This is a genomic window from Myxococcus sp. MISCRS1 (genome assembly GCF_026626605.1).
Taxonomy (GTDB): domain Bacteria; phylum Myxococcota; class Myxococcia; order Myxococcales; family Myxococcaceae; genus Myxococcus; species Myxococcus fulvus.
On record NZ_JAPNKB010000001.1, the window covers coordinates 6161023 to 6178132 of the forward strand.

A 17110-nucleotide genomic window follows, 5' to 3' on the forward strand; every position below is an offset into this window, starting at 1 on the left:
ACCAGGGGGAGTATTCACCGTGTGGCTGTTTCCCATATCTCGCCAACAACGCGAGTGGCGGGGCCGGGGGGAACCAGACACGGAGAATCCGCATGAGGATGGCCTCAGGCCCGGTCCGGCCCGTCATTGGCGAGACGCCCGGGGCGCCTCGTGTGCTGTGGGTGGGCGTGGTGGGCGAGGCGTGGCTGTGTCTGTCGCGCGCCGCCCGGGCGCTGGGGTGTGAGCCGGTGCAGGCGGCCGTCGCGGGTGGAGTGGCGGGTGAGCCCTCCTCGCGAGCCCGGCCCCGGCTGGTGCTGGTCCACTGGCGGCACGTGCGTGAGCGCGGCCCCGGAGGGCTGGGGGGGCTGAAGGCGCGCGTGGGCGCGTCCGGCGCGCCGCTGGTGCTGGTGGCCGAGCCGGAGACGCCCGCGGAGGTGCTGGAGGCGGCGGACGCCGAGGGCATCGAGGACTGCCTGGTGACGCCGGTGAGCGAGGCGGCCGTGCGCGCCCGGCTGTCCGCGCTGCTGGGCAAGAGCCCCGCAGCCCCCGCGAGCGAGCGCTACAGCCCGCGCGTGGTGCTGCTCGCGGGCGCGGGCGGCGCGCGCACGTGGACGGGGCTGGGCTCGCTGCTGGAGGCCTGTGGCCATCACCTGCTGTACAGCGCCACCGTGGAGGGCGCCGCCTCGCGCGTGGAGGAGCACGGCGCCCGGCCCCACCTGCTCGTCGTCGCGGGTGACGGCGCCTGGGGTGGGGTGTGGGCCCGCGCGAGCGCCACGGCGCGCGCGCTCCTGGACGGAGTGCCGACCTTGTCGGTGACGCCCGCGGAGTGCGCGCGGGCGGGGGCGCTCCTGCCGCGCGTGCACACGCTCCTGGGCCGCGACGGCGCGTCGCTCCGGGTGGAGGAGCGGGTGCCCTTCTGCTGTCCGGTGGAGTTCGCGGAGGGCGAGAGCAAGGCCGCACCCTGGACGTCGGGCGTGTCCTTCGCGATGAGCCCCGCGGGCCTCTTCGTGCGCACGCTGGTGCCGGCGCGCCCCGGCGCGGCGGTGACGCTGCGGCTTCACCTGCCCACCACGGGTGAGCGGCTGGAGTCCCACGGCGTGGTGGCGTGGGCCAACCCCTGCGCGCAGCGCGAGAGCCTGTGCGCGCCCCACGGCATGGGGGTGCGCTTCCTGGGCATGGGCCCTCCGCGCCTGATGCACCTTCGTCAGCTCTGCCAGGCCACGTCCCCCGCGTGAGCCCTGGTCCCATCGAGGAGACGTCATGCGGCGCAAGAAGGTCCTGCTCGTCGACGACTCGCACACGGTGTTGATGCTCCACCAGATGATGATGGTGGAGCGCGGCTACGAGACGCTCATCGCCCGCGACGGGCTGGAGGCGCTGGCGCGCGTGGAGGTGGAGGCGCCGGACCTCGTCGTGCTGGACATCCACATGCCGCACCTGGATGGCCTGCAGACCTGCCGCGCGCTGCGCGAGCGCGAGCCCACGCGCCACACGCCCATCATCCTGTGCAGCACGCGCATGGAGCCCGCGAGCGTGCAGGCGGGCTTCGACAGCGGCTGCACCGACTACCTCACCAAGCCCTTCGCGGGCTCGGAGCTGGCGGCGCTGCTCAACCGCTACCTGGGCTCGGAGCGCGGCACCCGCGGCGACTGAGCCTGGGGCCGGGCGGGCAGCGAGCGGCGCGGCAGCGTCACCGTGAAGGACGTGCCGTCCTCCTCGGTGGAGCTGACCTCGATGCCCCCGCCGTGCGCCTGGACGATCTCCCGCACGATGTAGAGCCCCAGCCCGTAGCTCATCTTCAGCGTGCGCGTCGTCTGCGGGCCGCTGCGGAAGGGCTCGAACAGGTGCGGCAGCAGGTGCGCGGGGATGGGCCGCCCGCCGTTGTGCACCTCCAGCACCACCTTGTTGCCGCGCGTGGCCCGGACCTCCAGCTTCACCGGCGTGTCCGAGGGGCCGAACTTCAGCGCGTTCTCCAGCAGGTTGCTGGCCACCTGCCCCAGCCGGTCCGGGTCCCACATGCCCTGCGTGTTGCCCTTGTGCTCCACCTCGATGACGCGCTCGGGGTAGGCCACACGGAACTCGTGCGCCACGCGCAGCGCCAGGTCCTTCAAGTCCATGGGCCTGGGCTCAATCGCCACGCCGCCCATCAGCCGGGTGCGCGTGAAGTCGAGCAGCAGGCGCGTGAGCCGCTCGATGCGCACCGCCGCGGTGGCGATGCGCTGGCTGGTGCGCCGCGCGTCCTCGGCGGTGCCGGACTCGGCCATGACGCGCGACCAGTTCATGATGGCGCCCAGGGGGCTCCTGATGTCGTGGCTGACGATGCCCATCAGCTGCTCCTGGAACTCGGAGTGGCGGCGCGCCTCCTCCTCGGCCCACTTGCGCTGGGTGATGTCGCGGCTGATGCCGAACAGCCCCACCACCTTGCCGTCACCGTCGCGCAGCACGCCCTTGGTGCTCAGCCACACGCGCGGGCCCTCCACGCCCGGCTGCGCGTCCTCGTACGTGACGGTGCGGCCGAAGGCGAGCACCTCCCGGTCGTTGGCGGCGTTGACGCGGGCGACCTCGGGCGCGAACAGCTCGTGGTCCGTGCGGCCCACCATCTGCTCCACCTCGTAGCCCACCGCGCGCGCGCCCGAGGCGTTGATGAGCTGGTAGCGGCCCTCCAAATCCTTCGTGTAGACGGAGTCCGTCGTCCCCTCGTGGATGGCGCGGAACACCTCGCTGGCGCGGCGCAGCTCCTCCTTCGCGCGCTTCTCCCCGCTGATGTCCCGGCAGTGGACCAACAGCCCCCCGGGCACCACGCGCGCGCGCACGTCGAACGTCGAGTCCCGCTCCGGCCAGCCGTGCTCGAAGCGCGTGGCGGGCTGCTGGGTGGCGGGCTGCTCGAAGCGCAGGTGGCGGCGCAAATCCAGCAGCTGGGGGCACGCGCGGCGCACGTCGTCGCCGACCGTGGCGGAGCCCTCCAGCAGCTCCGCCATGCGCGGGCTCAGGTAGGTGAAGCGCCAGCCGGCGTCGAGCGTGAAGAACGCATCCGGCAGTCCCTCCAGGAGCGCATGCAGCGGTACGCCGGCCGACGCCTCGGAGGGGAGGGCCGGGGCCGGGGATCGCGGGCGCTTCTTGGCGGGGGTGGAGGGCATGCGTCGTGGGTTTTCGCGGGAGGAGCTGGAGGTCGAGGAGAGGAGGCGGGGCCGTGTCAGGAGGGAGGACAGGCTGCCTCGGGATTCTCCGGGCTCCTCGTCGAGAAGGTGCTCCGCGCAAAGGGGCGGCATGGCGCGGCGGCCGTCCCCCGCGCACGGGGTGACGTCGTCAGCGCGTGGCATCCCCGCGCTTCCGCGTGGGCCGAGGCACGGAAGGGGGTGGGCTTGAGTGCTGCGGTGAGGCCGAAACGCATCCGGGCAGAACCATACTCCGCTCCGTGTCTGGCGCGAGCGGCCCCCGCTGCTCCTTCCTCGCTCGGTGCGCTCCAGGTCCCTGCCTGCCGTTCCGAACGGCCGGTTCTTGCAGCGTGACTGCAATTCGGCCGGCCGGATGCGCCCGGGGTGAATGCGGGTTCAGATAACCCGGGAAACGGGGTGGGTCTGGGATGTAGCGTTTTCGTCTGGAGTCCGGAATCCCAGGGAGGTGGGTCAGTCCAGGTCGGACGTGATGAGGGGCGCTGTCCGGGAGCACCCGGCTCGCGAGGGTGGGGCGGCTCAGGCGGACTTCTTCTGCTCGGCGTCGTCCTCTTCGAAGAGGCGCTCCAGCTCCTTGCGGGCGCGGGCGGCGGCCTCCACCAGCCTGGCCTCGTCGCGGTGGAAGCGGGCCGTCTCGCGCAGGAGCTTCTCGTCGTGCTCTCGCAGGCGCTCCATGACGCGGTGGCTCTCGGAGAAGGTGAGCCCCATCGTCTGGAGGATGTCGCCGCCCAGCTCCATGCTGCCGGCGAACGTCTCCCGCATGACGTGCTCGATGCCCAGGTCCAGCAGCTGGTAGGCGTGCACGCGGTTGCGGGCGCGCGCGAAGATGACCAGGTGGGGGAAGTGCTCCTTCACCGTCTTCGCGGTGCGCAGGGACGCCTCCATGTCGTCGATGGCGAGCACGAAGACGCGGGCCTTGTCGGCGCGGGCGGCGCGCAGCAGGTCCAGCCGGGACGCGTCGCCGTAGAACACCTGGCTGCCGAAGCGCTTCATGAAGTCGATGTGCTCGGGGCTCGCGTCGATGGCGGTGAACCCGATGCGCTTGGCGCGCAGGAGCCGGCCCACCACCTGACCCACGCGGCCGAAGCCGGCGATGATGACGGGGTGGTCCTCCTGGGGCGCCACGTCGAACTCGCGCGTCTGGGCCTTCTTCTGGAAGCGGGGGCGGACGTAGCGCTCGTAGGCCGCGTAGAGCATGGGGGTGGTGGCCATGGACAGGCCCACGACGACGACGAGCAGGTCCGCCTCCTGGGCGCTCATGACGTGGAAGGACACGGCGAGCGCGAAGAGGACGAAGGCGAACTCGCCGCCCTGGGAGATGACCACGCCCAGGCTGAGCGAGGGCTCGTTCTGCTTGAGGCTGAAGCGGCCCAGGCCGTAGAGCACGGCGCCCTTGAGGGCCACCAGCCCCAGGACGAGGGCGGTGACGAGCACGGGCTGCTCGACGATGAGGCGCAGGTTGACGCTCATGCCCACGGCGATGAAGAACAGGCCGAGCAGCAGGCCCTTGAAGGGCTCGATGTCGGCCTCCAGCTCGTGGCGGTACTCGGACTCGGACAGGAGCACGCCGGCGAGGAACGCGCCGAGCGCCATGGACAGGCCTACGGCGTGGAGCAGGGCGGCGGTGCCCACGACGACGAGCAGCGCGGTGGCGGTGAACAGCTCCTGGCTGTGGAACGAGGCCACGGCGCGGAAGAGGGGGCGCAAGAGGAAGCGGCCCGCGAGCACCACGCCCGTGAGCACGGCCACGACCTTGAGGCCGGTGAGCCAGCCGGGCTCGGGTGACGCGGTGCTCGCGTGGCCCAGCAGGGGCAGCAGCGCGAGCAGCGGGATGACGGCCAGGTCCTGGAACAGGAGGATGCCGAAGGCGAGGCGTCCGTAGCCGGTGGTGAGCTGGTTGCGCTCGGCGAGCAGCTGGAGGGCGAAGGCGGTGGAGGAGAGCGACAGGCCGAAGCCCGCGATGATGGCCGCCCCGGGGGACAGGCCGAACAGCCAGCTGACGCTCGCGAGCAGGGCGCCGGTGACGACGACCTGGGCGCCGCCGATGCCGAAGACGGAGTGGCGCAGGCTCCAGAGGCGCGAGGGTTGCAGCTCCAGGCCGATGACGAACAGCAGCAGCACCACGCCCAGCTCGGAGAAGTGGAGCACGTTCTGCACGTCGCCGATGAGCTTCGCGCCCGAGGGGCCGATGACGGCGCCCGCGACGAGGTAGCCCAGCACCGAGCCCAGGCCGAGCCGCTTGAACAGCGGGACGGACACCACCGCGGCTGCCAGGAACACCAGCGCCTGATGCAGGAAGGACATGAACCCGCTTCCTGTCACGGACGCCTGGGACGAGCAATCACAGCCACGGCGGCACGCCAATGATTCGACGGCAAAGCATCGGCGCTCCGGCCGGGCCCAGCGCACGCGTGCCTACTCGTCCTCCTGCTGCCCGAAGAGCAGGCGCAACAGCGGCAGGTCCTCCGCGTGGCCGAAGACATACACGTGGTCACCGGGCTGGAACACGGTGTCGCCCTTGGGCGCGAGCAGCTCCTGTCCGCGCACCAGCAGCATCGCCGCCGAGCCCGGCGGGAAGGGCAGGTCCGCCAGCCGCTCGCCCGCCACCGCCGACGCCTTGTCGATGTAGAACGAGCTCAGCTCCCCCTTGAGCAGCTGCGTGGACGCAATCTCCAGCACCGCCTGGGGCGGCTCGGGCACGTTGGCCGCCAGGCCCAGCTTCTTCGTCACCCACGGCACCGTCGCCCCGGGGATGAGCCCGTTCACCACCACGATGAAGAACACGATGTTGAAGATGTCCCGCGAGCCCGGCGCGTTCGCCAGCACCGGGAACGTCGCCAGGATGATGGGCACCGCGCCCCTCAACCCCACCCAGCCCGTGTAGACCATCTCCCCGAAGGGGAAGCGGAACGGCAGCAGGCACAGGAACACCGCCAGCGGCCGCGCCAGGAACGCGAGCACCAGGCCCAACCCCAGCCCCTCCCACGCCACCTCCACCAGGTTGCGCGGATACACCAGCAACCCGAGCACCAGGAACATCAACACCTGCGACAGCCACGCCAGCGCGTCGTGCACGCGCAGCAGGCCCGTGCGGTAGCGGATGCTCTCGTTGCCCAGCGCGATGCCCACCACGTACACCGCCAGAAAGCCGCTGCCGTGCAGCAGCGTGGGCAGGCCGAAGGACAGCAGCGCCAGCGCCAGCGTCATCACCGGGTACAGCCCCGCCACGCGCAGCCGCAGGCGCTTGAGCAGGAGCCTCGCGCCCATGCCCATCGCGAGCCCCAGCCCCGCGCCCACCACCATCTGCACCACCGCCTCCACCGCCAGGTCCCACCCCGGCGGCTTGCCGCTCGCCAGCGTGTGCGTCAGGCCCGTGGTGAGGATGACGGCCATCGGGTCGTTCAACCCCGACTCCAATTCCAGCGTCGTGCCCACCCGCCGCTTCAGGTGCAGCCCGCTGCCGCGCAGCACGGAGAACACCGCCGCCGCGTCCGTGGACGACACGATGGCGCCGAGCAGCAGGGACTGCGTCCACCCGAAGCCGAAGATGAAGTGCGCCGCCGCGCCCATCAGCGCCGCGGTCGCCACCACGCCCACCGTCGCCAGCACCGCCGCCGGCTTCAGCGCGGAGTGGATGGCGGCCAGGGGCGTGTTGAGCCCGCCGTCGAACAGGATGAGCACCAGCGCCACCGTGCCCAGCCGGAACGCGAAGCCGTAGTTGTCGAAGGCGATGCCGCCCGGGCCGTCCGAGCCCGCCGCCATGCCCACGCCCAGGAACAAGAGCGCCACGGGGATGCCGAAGCGGCCGGACGCCCGGCTGAACAACACGCTGAGCGCCAGCAGCGCGCCGCAGACGGCGAGCAGGAACGCGGTGGGGAGCGGCTCCGTGGTGATGGGCATGACCGGGCGAGGACTCTAGCCGTCCTCGCCCCGTCTCAGGCGTCCAGTCGCGCGCGGGACGCGCCGGAGTGCGGCGCGGTGGACACGCCCGTCAGCGGCAGCGTGAAGGAGAAGGTGCTGCCCTCGCCCTTCGTGCTGCGCGCGTGGATGTGGCCGCCATGCGCCTCCACCAGCCCCTTGGCGATGGCCAGCCCCAGCCCCGTGCCCCGACTGGCCGCGTCGCGCGCCTGCCAGTACCGGTCGAAGATGTGCGGCAGCGCCTCCGGGTCGATGCCCGAGCCCGTGTCGCGCACGTGGATGCACACCTCGCCGTTGCGCACGGACACCCCCGCCTCCAGGTCTCCCCCCGGCGGGGTGAACTTCACCGCGTTGCCCAGCAGGTTGCCCAGCACCTGGAGCACCCGCGTGCGGTCGCACTTCGCGCGCACGTCGTCCTCGGTGGAGCGCGTGTGCAGGTGCAGCCCCTTGGCCTCGGCCAGCGGCCGGATGGCGTCCATCGCCTCCGTCACGAGCGCCGTCATGGAATGCTCGCCCAGCTCCAGCGGCAGCCCCCCCGCCTCCAGCCGTCCCCAGTCCAGCAGGTCCGAGATGAGGCGCGACATCCGGTCCGTCGCGTCCTGGATGCGCGTGGCCTGCTTGGCCACCATCTCCCCGCCCGGCCGCGCGCCCGGCCCGCGCAAGAGCAGCGCCGAGCCCAGCTGCACCACGCCCAGCGGGTTCTTCAGGTCGTGCGACACCACCGCGAGCAGGTCCTCACGCGCCCGGGCCGCGCGGCGCGACTCGCCCACCAGCCGCGCGTTGTCGATGGCCAGGCTCGCGCGAAGGCACAGGTCCTCCGCCAGCGCCAGGTCATCCGGCCCGTACCGCCGGCCCGAGCCCGAGGCCACGAACGTCACCGCGCCCAGCGTGTTCCCGCGCGCGCGCAGCGGGATGATCATGTACGAGCGCGCCTGCAGCGTGCGCAGGAGCGCCGGGTGCGCGGGCTCGGCCGCCGCCGCGCGCAGCAGCGAGTCCGTCACCGCCGGCACCAGCTCCGGCTCCCCGGTGCGCAGGACGCGCAAGAGCCCCACGGGCGCGTCGTCGCGCCGCTCCATCCGCTGGGGCAGCGCGGCCGCGCGCTCCTGCTGCGTCGGGTCCAGGCACGCCACCGCGACCCGCGACACCCAGTTGCCCTGCTCCAGCGCGTCCACCAGACACCAGTCCGCCAGGTCCGGCACCGCCAGGTGCGCCAGCAGCGTGTACATGCCGTGCGGGTCGGGCGGGTGGGTGAACAGCGTCGTCATCGCCTGGTAGAGGAACGAGCGTCGACGCTCGGCCTGCTCCACCTCCGCGCGCGCCAGCTGCTCCAGCTCCAGCGCGCGCGAGTACACCGCCTCCGCCTCCGTCAGCGGCCGCGCCGTCACCAGCACCAGGCCCTGCTCGCTGTCGGACGCGGGCAGCGGGGTGAGCACCAGCGCGTGCCGCCGCAGGCCCGAATCCATGGGCCAGGGCAGCTCCACCGTGACGCTGTCCCCCAGCGACGAGGCCCGCGCTCGCGCGGACTCCAGCCTCGCGGCGTCCTCGACCGGCAGGCCCAGCTCACTCCAGCTCCGGCCCACCAGCCCCTCGGGCCCCTGTCCGAAGGCCCGTGCGCCCGAGGCGCTCGTCGCCATGAGTCGCCCCACCGCGTCCAGGACGTAGGCGGGGTCGGGGAGCGCCATGAAGGCGGACAGGAAGGAAGGCAGGGATGTGCTCATTGGAACGGGGGGATGGGCCTGATGGGATATTGACACCCCTCGACACGAAGACCATTCCTCCGTGTCCAGTCAGGCTCCAAGATTTAACAAGCGGATATTATGGCTCACCCCGACTGTGCGCCTGCCCGGACGGCGAGCGTCAGTCGGGCGGGCAGCGAGGCCAGGGAGACGACCTCGTCCGCCAGCCCCGCCCCCACCACCACGCCCGGCATGCCGAAGACGACGGAGGACTCCTCGTCCTGCGCCAGCACCCGGCCCCCCGCCTCGCGCAGCTCGCGAATCCCCTCCAGCCCGTCCTGGCCCATGCCCGTCAGCACCACCGCGAGCGACTCCGCCCCATGCGCCCTGGCCACCGAGCGGAACAGCCACGTCGCCGAGGGGCGGAAGCCGTTGACGGGCGCCGCCTTGGACACCTGCGCGCGGCCGTCCTGGATGCCGAGGTGTCGGTCGTCCGGCGCCAGGTAGACGTGGCCGGGCAAGAGCAGCTCTCCCTCCTCCGCCACCCGCACGGGCAGGGGCCCCGCCGTGGCCAGCCAGGACGCCAGGCCCTGACCGAAGCCGAGCGCGATGTGCTGCACCACCAGCACGGGCGAGGGGAAGTCCGAGGGCAGCTCCGACAGCAGCCGGAACAGCGCGGCCGGTCCTCCCGTCGACGCCGCCAGCGCCACCACCGCCGTGCGCGGCGGCGACTTGCGGGGCGCGGGCGTGGCGGGAGGAGGCGGCACGGGCGCGGTGCCCCGGTCCGGCCAGCGGCGCACCACCTTCACCTCCGCCATGGCCTTCAGGGTGTCGCGCAGTCGACGGCTCTCCGCGTCGAAGTCCGGGGACTCGGGGCCCAGGGGCTTCTGGAGCACCGCGAGCGCGCCGGCGCGCAGCGCGGCCATGGACGTCTGGATGTCGCGCTCCACCAGCGTGGACACGACGACGACGGGGGTGGGCACCTCCGTCATGATCCGGCGCGTGGCCTCCAGGCCGTCCATGCGCGGCATCTGGATGTCCATCGTCACCAGGTGGGGCCGCAGCCGCTGGGCCAGCTCCACCGCCTCCACGCCGTCCTTCGCCTCGCCCACCACGCTCAGCGCGGGGTCGGCGCGCAGGATTTCCACCAGCAGCCGGCGGGCGGTGGGCGAGTCCTCGGCCACCACGATGCGCAACGGTTCAGTCCTCATAGCAGTCGTCTCAGGGTCTCCAGCAGGCTCGTCGGGTCGAACGCGCTTTTCACAAGATAGGCACTGGCCCCCGCTTGCAGCCCGCGCGCCTTGTCCTCGGGCTTGCCCCGGGCGGTGACCAGCACCACCGGCAGCCGCGAGAAGCGGGGGGAGGCACGCACGGCCTCGGTGAGCGCGATGCCGTCCATGCGCGGCATCTCCACGTCGAGCACGAGCGCCTCGGCGCCGACGGTCTGCAGCCGCTCCCAGGCCTCGGCCCCGTCCGCGCACGCCACCACGTCGTAGCCGGCGCCCTCCAGGATGCTCTGCTCGAGCGCGCGCGTGGTGGGCGAGTCGTCCGCCAGGAGGATGCGCCGCCGCGCCGCCCGGGCCGCCGGGGTGGGGAACAGCGCCGTGGAGGGTCGTCCCCCCGCGGCCCGCACCAGCGAGGCGGGGTTGAGCAGCAGGGACAGCCGTCCGTCCGGCAGCACCGCCGCCGCCGACACGTGACGCGCGCGGCGCACCCGGGGGCCCAGCGCGCGGACGAGGGCCTCCTGCTCGGCCAGCACCTCGTCCACCACCAGCGCGGCGCGCGCGGTGCCGGCCGCCAGCACCACCGCTCCCCGGCGCTGACGCGGAGGCCCCGCGGGCAGGCCCAGCACGTCCGACAGCGAGGCCAGGGGCACCAGCGCGTCCTCGGCCACCCAGGTGGGGCGGCCCTCCACGTCGCGCACCTCCTCGGGCGCCAGCCGCACCAGCCGGGCCACGCCCTCGCTGGCCAGGGCCAGCGTCTGTCCTCCGGTAGACACCAGCAGCACCCGCAGGGTGCTCAGCGTGAGGGGCACGTCGAGCGTGAAGCGCGCGCCCTTGCCGGGCTCGGTGGCCACCTCCACCGTGCCGCGCATCGTCTCCACCTGGGTGCGCACCACGTCCAGGCCCACGCCGCGCCCGGCGACCTCCGTCACCCGCGACGTGGTGGACAGGCCCGCGTGGAAGGCGAGCCGCGCCGCGTCCGCGTCGTCCTCGGGGACCTCGATGCCCCGCTCGAGGGCGCGCGCGCGCAGCGCCTGGAGGTCCAGGCCGCGCCCGTCGTCCTCCACGGTGACCTCCACGCGGCTGCCGCGCAGGCGCGCCGACAGCGTGACGAGCCCCTCCTCGGGCTTGCCCGCGCGCTCGCGCTCCTCGGGGGACTCCAGGCCGTGCGCCACGGCGTTGCGGACCAGGTGCAGCATCGGCTCGCGCAGGGACTGGAGCAGGGAGCGGTCCAGCTCCAGCGCGCCGCCCTGGATTTCCAGGCGGACCTTCTTGCCCTCGGAGCGGGCCACGTCGCGCGCGGCGCGCTCCAGGCCGCTGCAGCCTTCGACGAAGGGCAGGGTGCGCGCGCGGCGGACCTCGTCATCCATGCCGGTGGCCACGCCGCCGAGGGCGCGCTGGTCAGCGGCCAGCTCGCGCGCCACCCGCGCCAGCTCCGTCTCCGCGCGGCGCAGCGCGGCCTCGCCGTCGGTGCCGCGCACGGCGTCGCGCACGCGGGCGAGCTCCTCGCGCACCGTCTCCAGCGTCTCGGCGCGGCCCTCCAGTCGCAGCGCGGCGACCCGCAGCTCGCCGCTGCGCGACAAGAGCGCGTCCAGCTTCTGCGCGGACACGCGCACCGGCAGCGTCGTCTCCAGGCCGGCGCCACCGGACGAGGACTCCAACGGCTCCGCGCCCGGAGCGCGAGAGGACCCCGCGTCACGAGAGGCGTCCGCACCACCGGCACCCGGAGCGCGTGAACCTCCACCGTCGCGAGAGGACTCCGCGCCGCCGGCACCCGGAGCGCGTGAACCTCCACCGTCGCGAGAGGACTCCGCGCCGCCGGCACCCGGAGCGCGTGGACCTCCACCGTCGCGAGAGGACTCCGCGCCGCCGGCACCCGGAGCGCGTGAACCTCCATCGTCGCGAGAGGACTCCGCACCGCCGGCGCCCGGAGCGCGTGAACCTCCCGCGTCACGCGTGGAGGAAGGCCCGCTGGCACCCGGCGCGCGTGAGGCGCCCCCGTCGTGCGCGGACGCCGCACCGCCGGCGCCCGGAGCGCGTGAACCTCCACCGTCGCGAGAGGACTCCGCACCGCCGGCGCCCGGAGCGCGTGAACCTCCCGCGTCACGCGTGGAGGAAGGCCCGCTGGCACCCGGCGCGCGTGAGGCGCCCCCGTCGTGCGCGGACGCCGCACCGCCGGCCCCCGAGTTGCCCACGCTCCCGCTCGTGCGCGAGCCCTCCGACGCCGAGGGACGTGCCGGCGCCGCCGCGTCCTGGGCCGCGCGCTCCAGGTCCGGCAGCAGCAACTCCAGCGGCGAGCCCGTCAGCTCCTGCCGCGAAGCCAGCCGCCGCCCCGCGTCGTCCAGCGCGTCCACGGCGGCGAAGCACAGCTCATACAGCTCCGGAGGCGCGGTGCGCCGGTCGCGCAAGGGCTCGAGCACCTCCTCCAGCCGGTGACAGGCCGTCTCCACCAGGAGGGCGCTGGCCGCACGCGCGGCGCCCTTCACGCTGTGCAGCGTGCGCAGGAGCGCCGACACGCGCTCGGTGGCGGGCGGTGTCCCCTGCTCCCGCTCCAGCGCGAGCAGGTCGCGGTTGAGCGACGTCACATGTCCCTCGAGCTCCTCGAGGAACGTGGCGAGCAACGCCTGTGCGAGCCTGTCGCGGTCCATCAGCGGCCGTACTCTTCGAGCAGACCCTTGAGCTTCTGCCCCATGCCGTTGATGTCCTGCATGGCCCGCTCCGTCTGGCGCGACGACAACAGGCCCTGCTGCGTGGCCTGGTTGACGTCATGCATGGCCTGGCGGATCTGCGCGATGCCCGTGGCCTGCTGGTTGGCGGAGGCGGCGATCTGCGCGGCGGTGAGCGACGCCTGCGCGAGCAGGTCCGACAGCGTCTGGATGGTGGCGCCCGCCTCGGACACCACGCGGGTGGCGGTGGCCACGCTCTTGGTGCCCTCCTCGGTGGTCATCACCGCGCCGTGCGTGGCCTTCTGAATCTGTCCGAGAATCTGCCGCACCTGGCTGGTGGCCTTCTTGGACTGGTCCGCCAGCGCCTTCACCTCGGCGGCGACGACGGCGAAGCCCCGGCCGTTCTCCCCCGCGCGGCTGGCCTCGATGGAGGCGTTGAGCGCGAGCATGTGCGTCTGCTCGGAGATGTCGTTGACGGTGGTGATGATGTCGCCGATGGCCTGCGCCTGCTCGGCGAGCGCGAGGATGCGCTGGGCGATGGACTCCACCTGCTCGCGCACGGTGCCCATGGAGGACACGGCCTCCTCCACGGAGCGACGGCCGGAGCGGCCCACCTCCTCGGCGTGGCGCGCGGAGTCGCTGACGTTGCGCGCGCGGCCGGCGGCCTCCTCGGACGTCTTGGTGATCTCCTCGATGGTGCTCACCGTCTCCGTCACCGCGCTGCCCTGCTCCTGGGCGCCGGCCACCTGCTCGGTGGTGCTGGCGAGAATCTGCGAGCTGGCGCCCGCGAGCTGATTGACGAACTCCGCCACGGTGCGCAGCGTGTGCTCGCGCTGCTCGGACTGCCGGGCGATCTGCGCCTCGGATTGCTGACGGCGCTCGGCCATGTCGTTGAAGGCGCGCGCCAGCTCCGCCGTCTCGTCGCGGCCCTTGATGTCGATGCGGTGGGCCAGCTTCCCCGAGCCCAGCTGCTCCACGCCCAGCATCAGCCGGCGCAGCGGCACGGTGATGCTGCGGGTGATGACGTAGCTGCCCACGGAGACGATGAGCAGACCCATCACGGCGCAGATGGCGAGCACCCACATGATCTGCCGCGCGGCGGCCTGGGCGGCGTCGGCGTGCTCCTTCCAGCGCTCCTGCTCCTCGGCGAGCATCTCGTTGATGACGCCGCGAATCTGGTCCATCAGCTCCTTGCCCCGGTGCCCCCGGACGATGGGCAGCGCGTTCTCCAGGCCCTTGTCGCGGCGCTGGCGGATGCCCTCCTCGAGCAGGGCCAGCCGCCCCGTGATGAGCGGCTCCAGGCGCACCATGCGGTCGCGCTGCTGGCGGAAGGGCGCCATCGCGTCGCGCAGCAGGTTGATGTCCTGCTGGAGCGTGGCGACCGCCTGCTGATAGGGCTCCAGGTAGGAGTCCTCGCCGGTGAGCAGGAAGCCGCGCTGTCCCGTCTCCGCGTCGACGATGAGCGCGCGCACCTCGCGCACCAGCTTGTAGTTCTCGTGGGCCTTGAGCAGGCCTTCGGTGGTCTCGTTGAGCTGGCGGGCTCCCTGGAACGCGACGACGGCCAGGATGAGCAGCACCATCAATGAGAGTCCGAAGCCGACCGCGATGCGGTTCCCGATGTTCATACGACTCCTTCGTCGGACAAATCGAACACGAGGCGACTGTCACTCAGCAACGCGTCGCCCTCCAGCAAGAGAGTTCCATCCCTGTCGGCCGCGAACACCAGACCGCCGGCGGTATCCACGAGGGCCTCGGGGGTGGGCAGCAGGTCCAGGCTGGACACCTGGGTGACCTCCTGGACTTCCTCGGTGCGCACGCCCAGCTCGGCCCGGTGCGTGCCCACGACGAGCAGGGGGCCGGTGGCGCTCGACGGCGCGCGGCCGAAGAGCGGAGCCAGCTCGACGACGGGGAGCACCTCCCCGTGCAGCAGCGTGAGGCCGCGCAGCGCGGCGGGGGCGCCGGGCAGGGGGATGACCTCCGCGGAGCGGACGACCTCGAGCACGAACCGGGACTCCAGGGCGTAGGTCTGGCCGGAGGCGCCAAAGCGCACCACCTCGCGCAGGGTGTCCGGGGCGAGGTCGGGCGTGAGGGGGCGGCCGAGGGCGCGGGCGCGCTCGTCGAGCAGCGCGGCCTCCTCCTCGGGGGTGAGGTCGCCCTGGGCCTCGCGAGAGGACTCCAGCTCGGCGAGCCGGGCCCGGACGGCGGTCCAGTCGATGTTCTTGGAGTGCGGCATCAGGAGCCTTCCATGCGGACGCGCTCGTCGCGGGCGGCGCGTGCCAGCTCACGTGCGCGCTCGCCCTCCGCGAGTGGCACGGCGGTGTCGGGGGGCAGGGCCTCGCAGAGCGTCTCGGCCTCGCGCAGGGCCTTCCGGGCGCCGGGGAGGTCGCCGAGCCGGCGCAGCACGCGTCCGAGGACGAGCCAGGCGACGGCGAGGGTGGGCTCCAGGTAGAGGGCCTGACGGACGGCGCGCTCGGCGTCGGGGAGGCGGCCCTGGCCGAGGAGGAGGAGGGCTTCGAGGTAGCGCAGGCCGGGCACGAGCGGATGGCGGGTGGCGGCCTCGGCGCTGACGTAGAGGGCGGCCTGGGCATCCAGGTTGGCGATGGCGCGCACGGCGGTGGTGGCGATGTCCGGGTCGGGGTCCAGCGCGCCCAACCGTGTCGCGGCCTCGCGCCAGTCGCCGCGCTCCAGCGCGCGACGCGCGGTGGACAGCTCCGCGGGATGGAGGACCCGGGGGTGGGGGCCACGAGGCGCGGAGCCCTGCGTGTTCGCACCGGAAACCGTGGCCGCGGACGAGGCGCCCGGTCCGCGGTTGACTGCGCCCGCCTGACCCGGCAACGCGCCCGCGGAGCCGGCATCCTGCGCGGAGCCTGGCCCGCGCTGGAACGCACCGGCATCGCCTGTCGCGGCGCCGGCATCGCGCGCAGAGCCCTGCTCGCGCTGAAACGCGCCCGCATCGTACGGAGCGCCCGGCCCGCGCTGAAACGCGCCACCCTGTCCCGCGCCACCCGCCTCGGGATGAGCGCCCGAGCCCTGCGCCCAGGCGCCGCCCACGGGCTGCGACGGCCACGTTTCATGCGGTGCCCGAGCCCCATGACCCTCATGCGCCGCACCCGCCGGGTGCGCGCCGAACGGCGCCCCATCGGGAACGGCCACGGTGGTGCCGGGAGGAAGCCGCCGATAGAACACGCCCCACTCGGTGAGCACGGGCTCCAGCGGAGCCAGCCCCCCGAGCGGCGGGTCCGAGGGACCGGTGAACAGACACCCTCCCTCCGTCAGCGACGCATGGAGGCGGCGGGCCACGGCCTCGATGGTGGCGTCGTTGAAGTAGATGAGGACGTTGCGACAGAACACGACATCCAGCCGCCAGATGCCGGAGTCGGGCGAGGGCCACGTGTCGAGCGCGAGGTTCAGGTAGCTGAAGCGCACGTGCTGTTTCACCTCGGGGGCCAGGATGTACTGGCGGCCCTCGGGGCGCAGGTGCGCGCGCATCCGCTCGGCCCAGGGGCCCCGAAGGGACCACTCGCCGTAGTGCGCGCGCCGTGCGCGAGCGAGCGCCGTGCGCGACACGTCCGTGGCGAGCACCGTCATGTGCTGGCCCCAGCCCTCGTTCATCATCAGGGCCGCCAGCGAGTACGGCTCCTCGCCGGACGAGCACGCCGCGCTCCACAGGCGCGCGCTGTAGTCCTGTCCATGGCGCTCGCGCAGACCGGGGAGCACGACGCGGCGCAGGTGCTCGAAGTGCTCGGGGGTGCGGAAGAAGTACGTCTCACCGATGGTGAGCTCGGTGAGCAGGTCGTCCATCGCGGCCGCGTCATCGCTGATGCGCAGGCGATAGGTCTCGAAGTCCCGGACGCCGGCGCGAGCCATGGCGCGGCTGATGCCTTCCTCGGCGGAGGCGGGGCAGGAGGGTGGAGCGAGCCCCGCGCGCTCCTCGACGAGCGCGAGCACGGCGGGAAAGCCCGGATGGCTCCACGGCCCTTGCCTCACGCACGCTCCGTCGAGGACGCGAGCGCCGCGTCCAGGGCCAGGGACTCGGCCTCGGAGAGGAACCCGCGCAGGTCGTGGACCAGGACCAGGCCGTCCTCCAGCTTGGCGGCGCCGGTGACGTAGCCGACGCCGGGCAGCTCGCGGGGCGTCTCGTCCCACTCCTCGGGGGCGACCACCCGCAGGCCCTCGGCGCGGTCCACGCGCAGGGCGACCTGTCGGGGGCCGGCCTGGGCGATGATGAGGTGGTCGAAGGAGGACAGGGGCCGGGCGGGGTGCCGGAAGCGCCGGCGCAGGTCGAGCACGGGGAGCAGCTGACCGTGCAGGTTGAGCAGTCCCTCGACGACATCCGGTGCTTGGGGCAGGGGTGTCAGGCGCACGGCGCGCACCAGCTCACGCACGTCCTCGGTGGGGAGGCCGTAGCGTTGACCTGCCAGGGTGAACAGCAGCACCTCTCGCGGAGCGGACACCATGCAAGGGAGGACATAGAC

12 protein-coding genes are annotated in these 17110 nt (G+C 73.2%); 2 read left to right on the forward strand and 10 right to left on the reverse strand.

Annotated elements, in window-relative coordinates; all coding sequences use genetic code 11:
* Window positions 1-92 precede the first annotated feature (92 nt).
* Both OWM54_RS24480 and OWM54_RS24485 read left to right on the forward strand, forming a co-directional pair.
* Window positions 93-1214, forward strand: a complete 1122-nt coding sequence (locus OWM54_RS24480; protein ID WP_223751902.1) for a PilZ domain-containing protein — start codon at window positions 93-95, stop codon at window positions 1212-1214.
* A 25-nt stretch (window positions 1215-1239) separates the two neighbouring features.
* Window positions 1240-1632: a response regulator gene (locus OWM54_RS24485; RefSeq protein ID WP_141330647.1), complete on the forward strand. Its 393-nt coding sequence runs from the start codon at window positions 1240-1242 to the stop codon at window positions 1630-1632.
* Here OWM54_RS24485 and OWM54_RS24490 read toward each other — a convergent pair.
* The 10 genes from OWM54_RS24490 to OWM54_RS24535 form a co-directional block, all read right to left on the reverse strand.
* On the reverse strand, window positions 1596-3116 hold the full coding sequence (locus OWM54_RS24490; protein ID WP_267699061.1) for a PAS domain-containing sensor histidine kinase: 1521 nt from the start codon (window positions 3114-3116) through the stop codon (window positions 1596-1598). The two genes, OWM54_RS24485 and OWM54_RS24490, sit on opposite strands and share 37 nt — an antisense overlap.
* 555 nt (window positions 3117-3671) lie before the next feature.
* On the reverse strand, window positions 3672-5456 hold the full coding sequence (locus OWM54_RS24495) for a monovalent cation:proton antiporter-2 (CPA2) family protein (RefSeq protein ID WP_267699062.1): 1785 nt from the start codon (window positions 5454-5456) through the stop codon (window positions 3672-3674).
* Window positions 5457-5567: 111 nt separating this feature from the next.
* Window positions 5568-7052 carry a potassium/proton antiporter gene (locus OWM54_RS24500; RefSeq protein ID WP_223751899.1) on the reverse strand — a complete coding sequence of 495 codons (1485 nt, stop codon included), beginning with the start codon at window positions 7050-7052 and terminating at the stop codon, window positions 5568-5570.
* Window positions 7053-7087: 35 nt separating this feature from the next.
* On the reverse strand, window positions 7088-8788 hold the full coding sequence (locus OWM54_RS24505) for an ATP-binding protein (protein ID WP_267699063.1): 1701 nt from the start codon (window positions 8786-8788) through the stop codon (window positions 7088-7090).
* A gap of 104 nt (window positions 8789-8892) precedes the next feature.
* Entirely contained in the window at window positions 8893-9957 is a 1065-nt protein-coding gene (gene cheB, locus OWM54_RS24510; protein WP_223751897.1) for a chemotaxis-specific protein-glutamate methyltransferase CheB, read from the reverse strand.
* Window positions 9954-12617, reverse strand: coding sequence for a hybrid sensor histidine kinase/response regulator (locus OWM54_RS24515; protein ID WP_267699064.1), 2664 nt, complete (start codon window positions 12615-12617; stop codon window positions 9954-9956). The genes cheB and OWM54_RS24515 overlap by 4 nt, the downstream gene beginning before the upstream one ends.
* Window positions 12617-14260: a methyl-accepting chemotaxis protein gene (locus tag OWM54_RS24520; protein WP_223783945.1), complete on the reverse strand. Its 1644-nt coding sequence runs from the start codon at window positions 14258-14260 to the stop codon at window positions 12617-12619. The genes OWM54_RS24515 and OWM54_RS24520 overlap by 1 nt, the downstream gene beginning before the upstream one ends.
* Window positions 14257-14868, reverse strand: a complete 612-nt coding sequence (locus tag OWM54_RS24525) for a chemotaxis protein CheW (RefSeq protein WP_223751894.1) — start codon at window positions 14866-14868, stop codon at window positions 14257-14259. The genes OWM54_RS24520 and OWM54_RS24525 overlap by 4 nt, the downstream gene beginning before the upstream one ends.
* Window positions 14868-16622: a CheR family methyltransferase gene (locus OWM54_RS24530; protein ID WP_267699065.1), complete on the reverse strand. Its 1755-nt coding sequence runs from the start codon at window positions 16620-16622 to the stop codon at window positions 14868-14870. Before OWM54_RS24530 ends, OWM54_RS24525 begins: the two co-directional genes overlap by 1 nt.
* Window positions 16619-17092: a chemotaxis protein CheW gene (locus OWM54_RS24535; RefSeq protein ID WP_141332646.1), complete on the reverse strand. Its 474-nt coding sequence runs from the start codon at window positions 17090-17092 to the stop codon at window positions 16619-16621. The genes OWM54_RS24530 and OWM54_RS24535 overlap by 4 nt, the downstream gene beginning before the upstream one ends.
* Window positions 17093-17110: the final 18 nt, after the last annotated feature.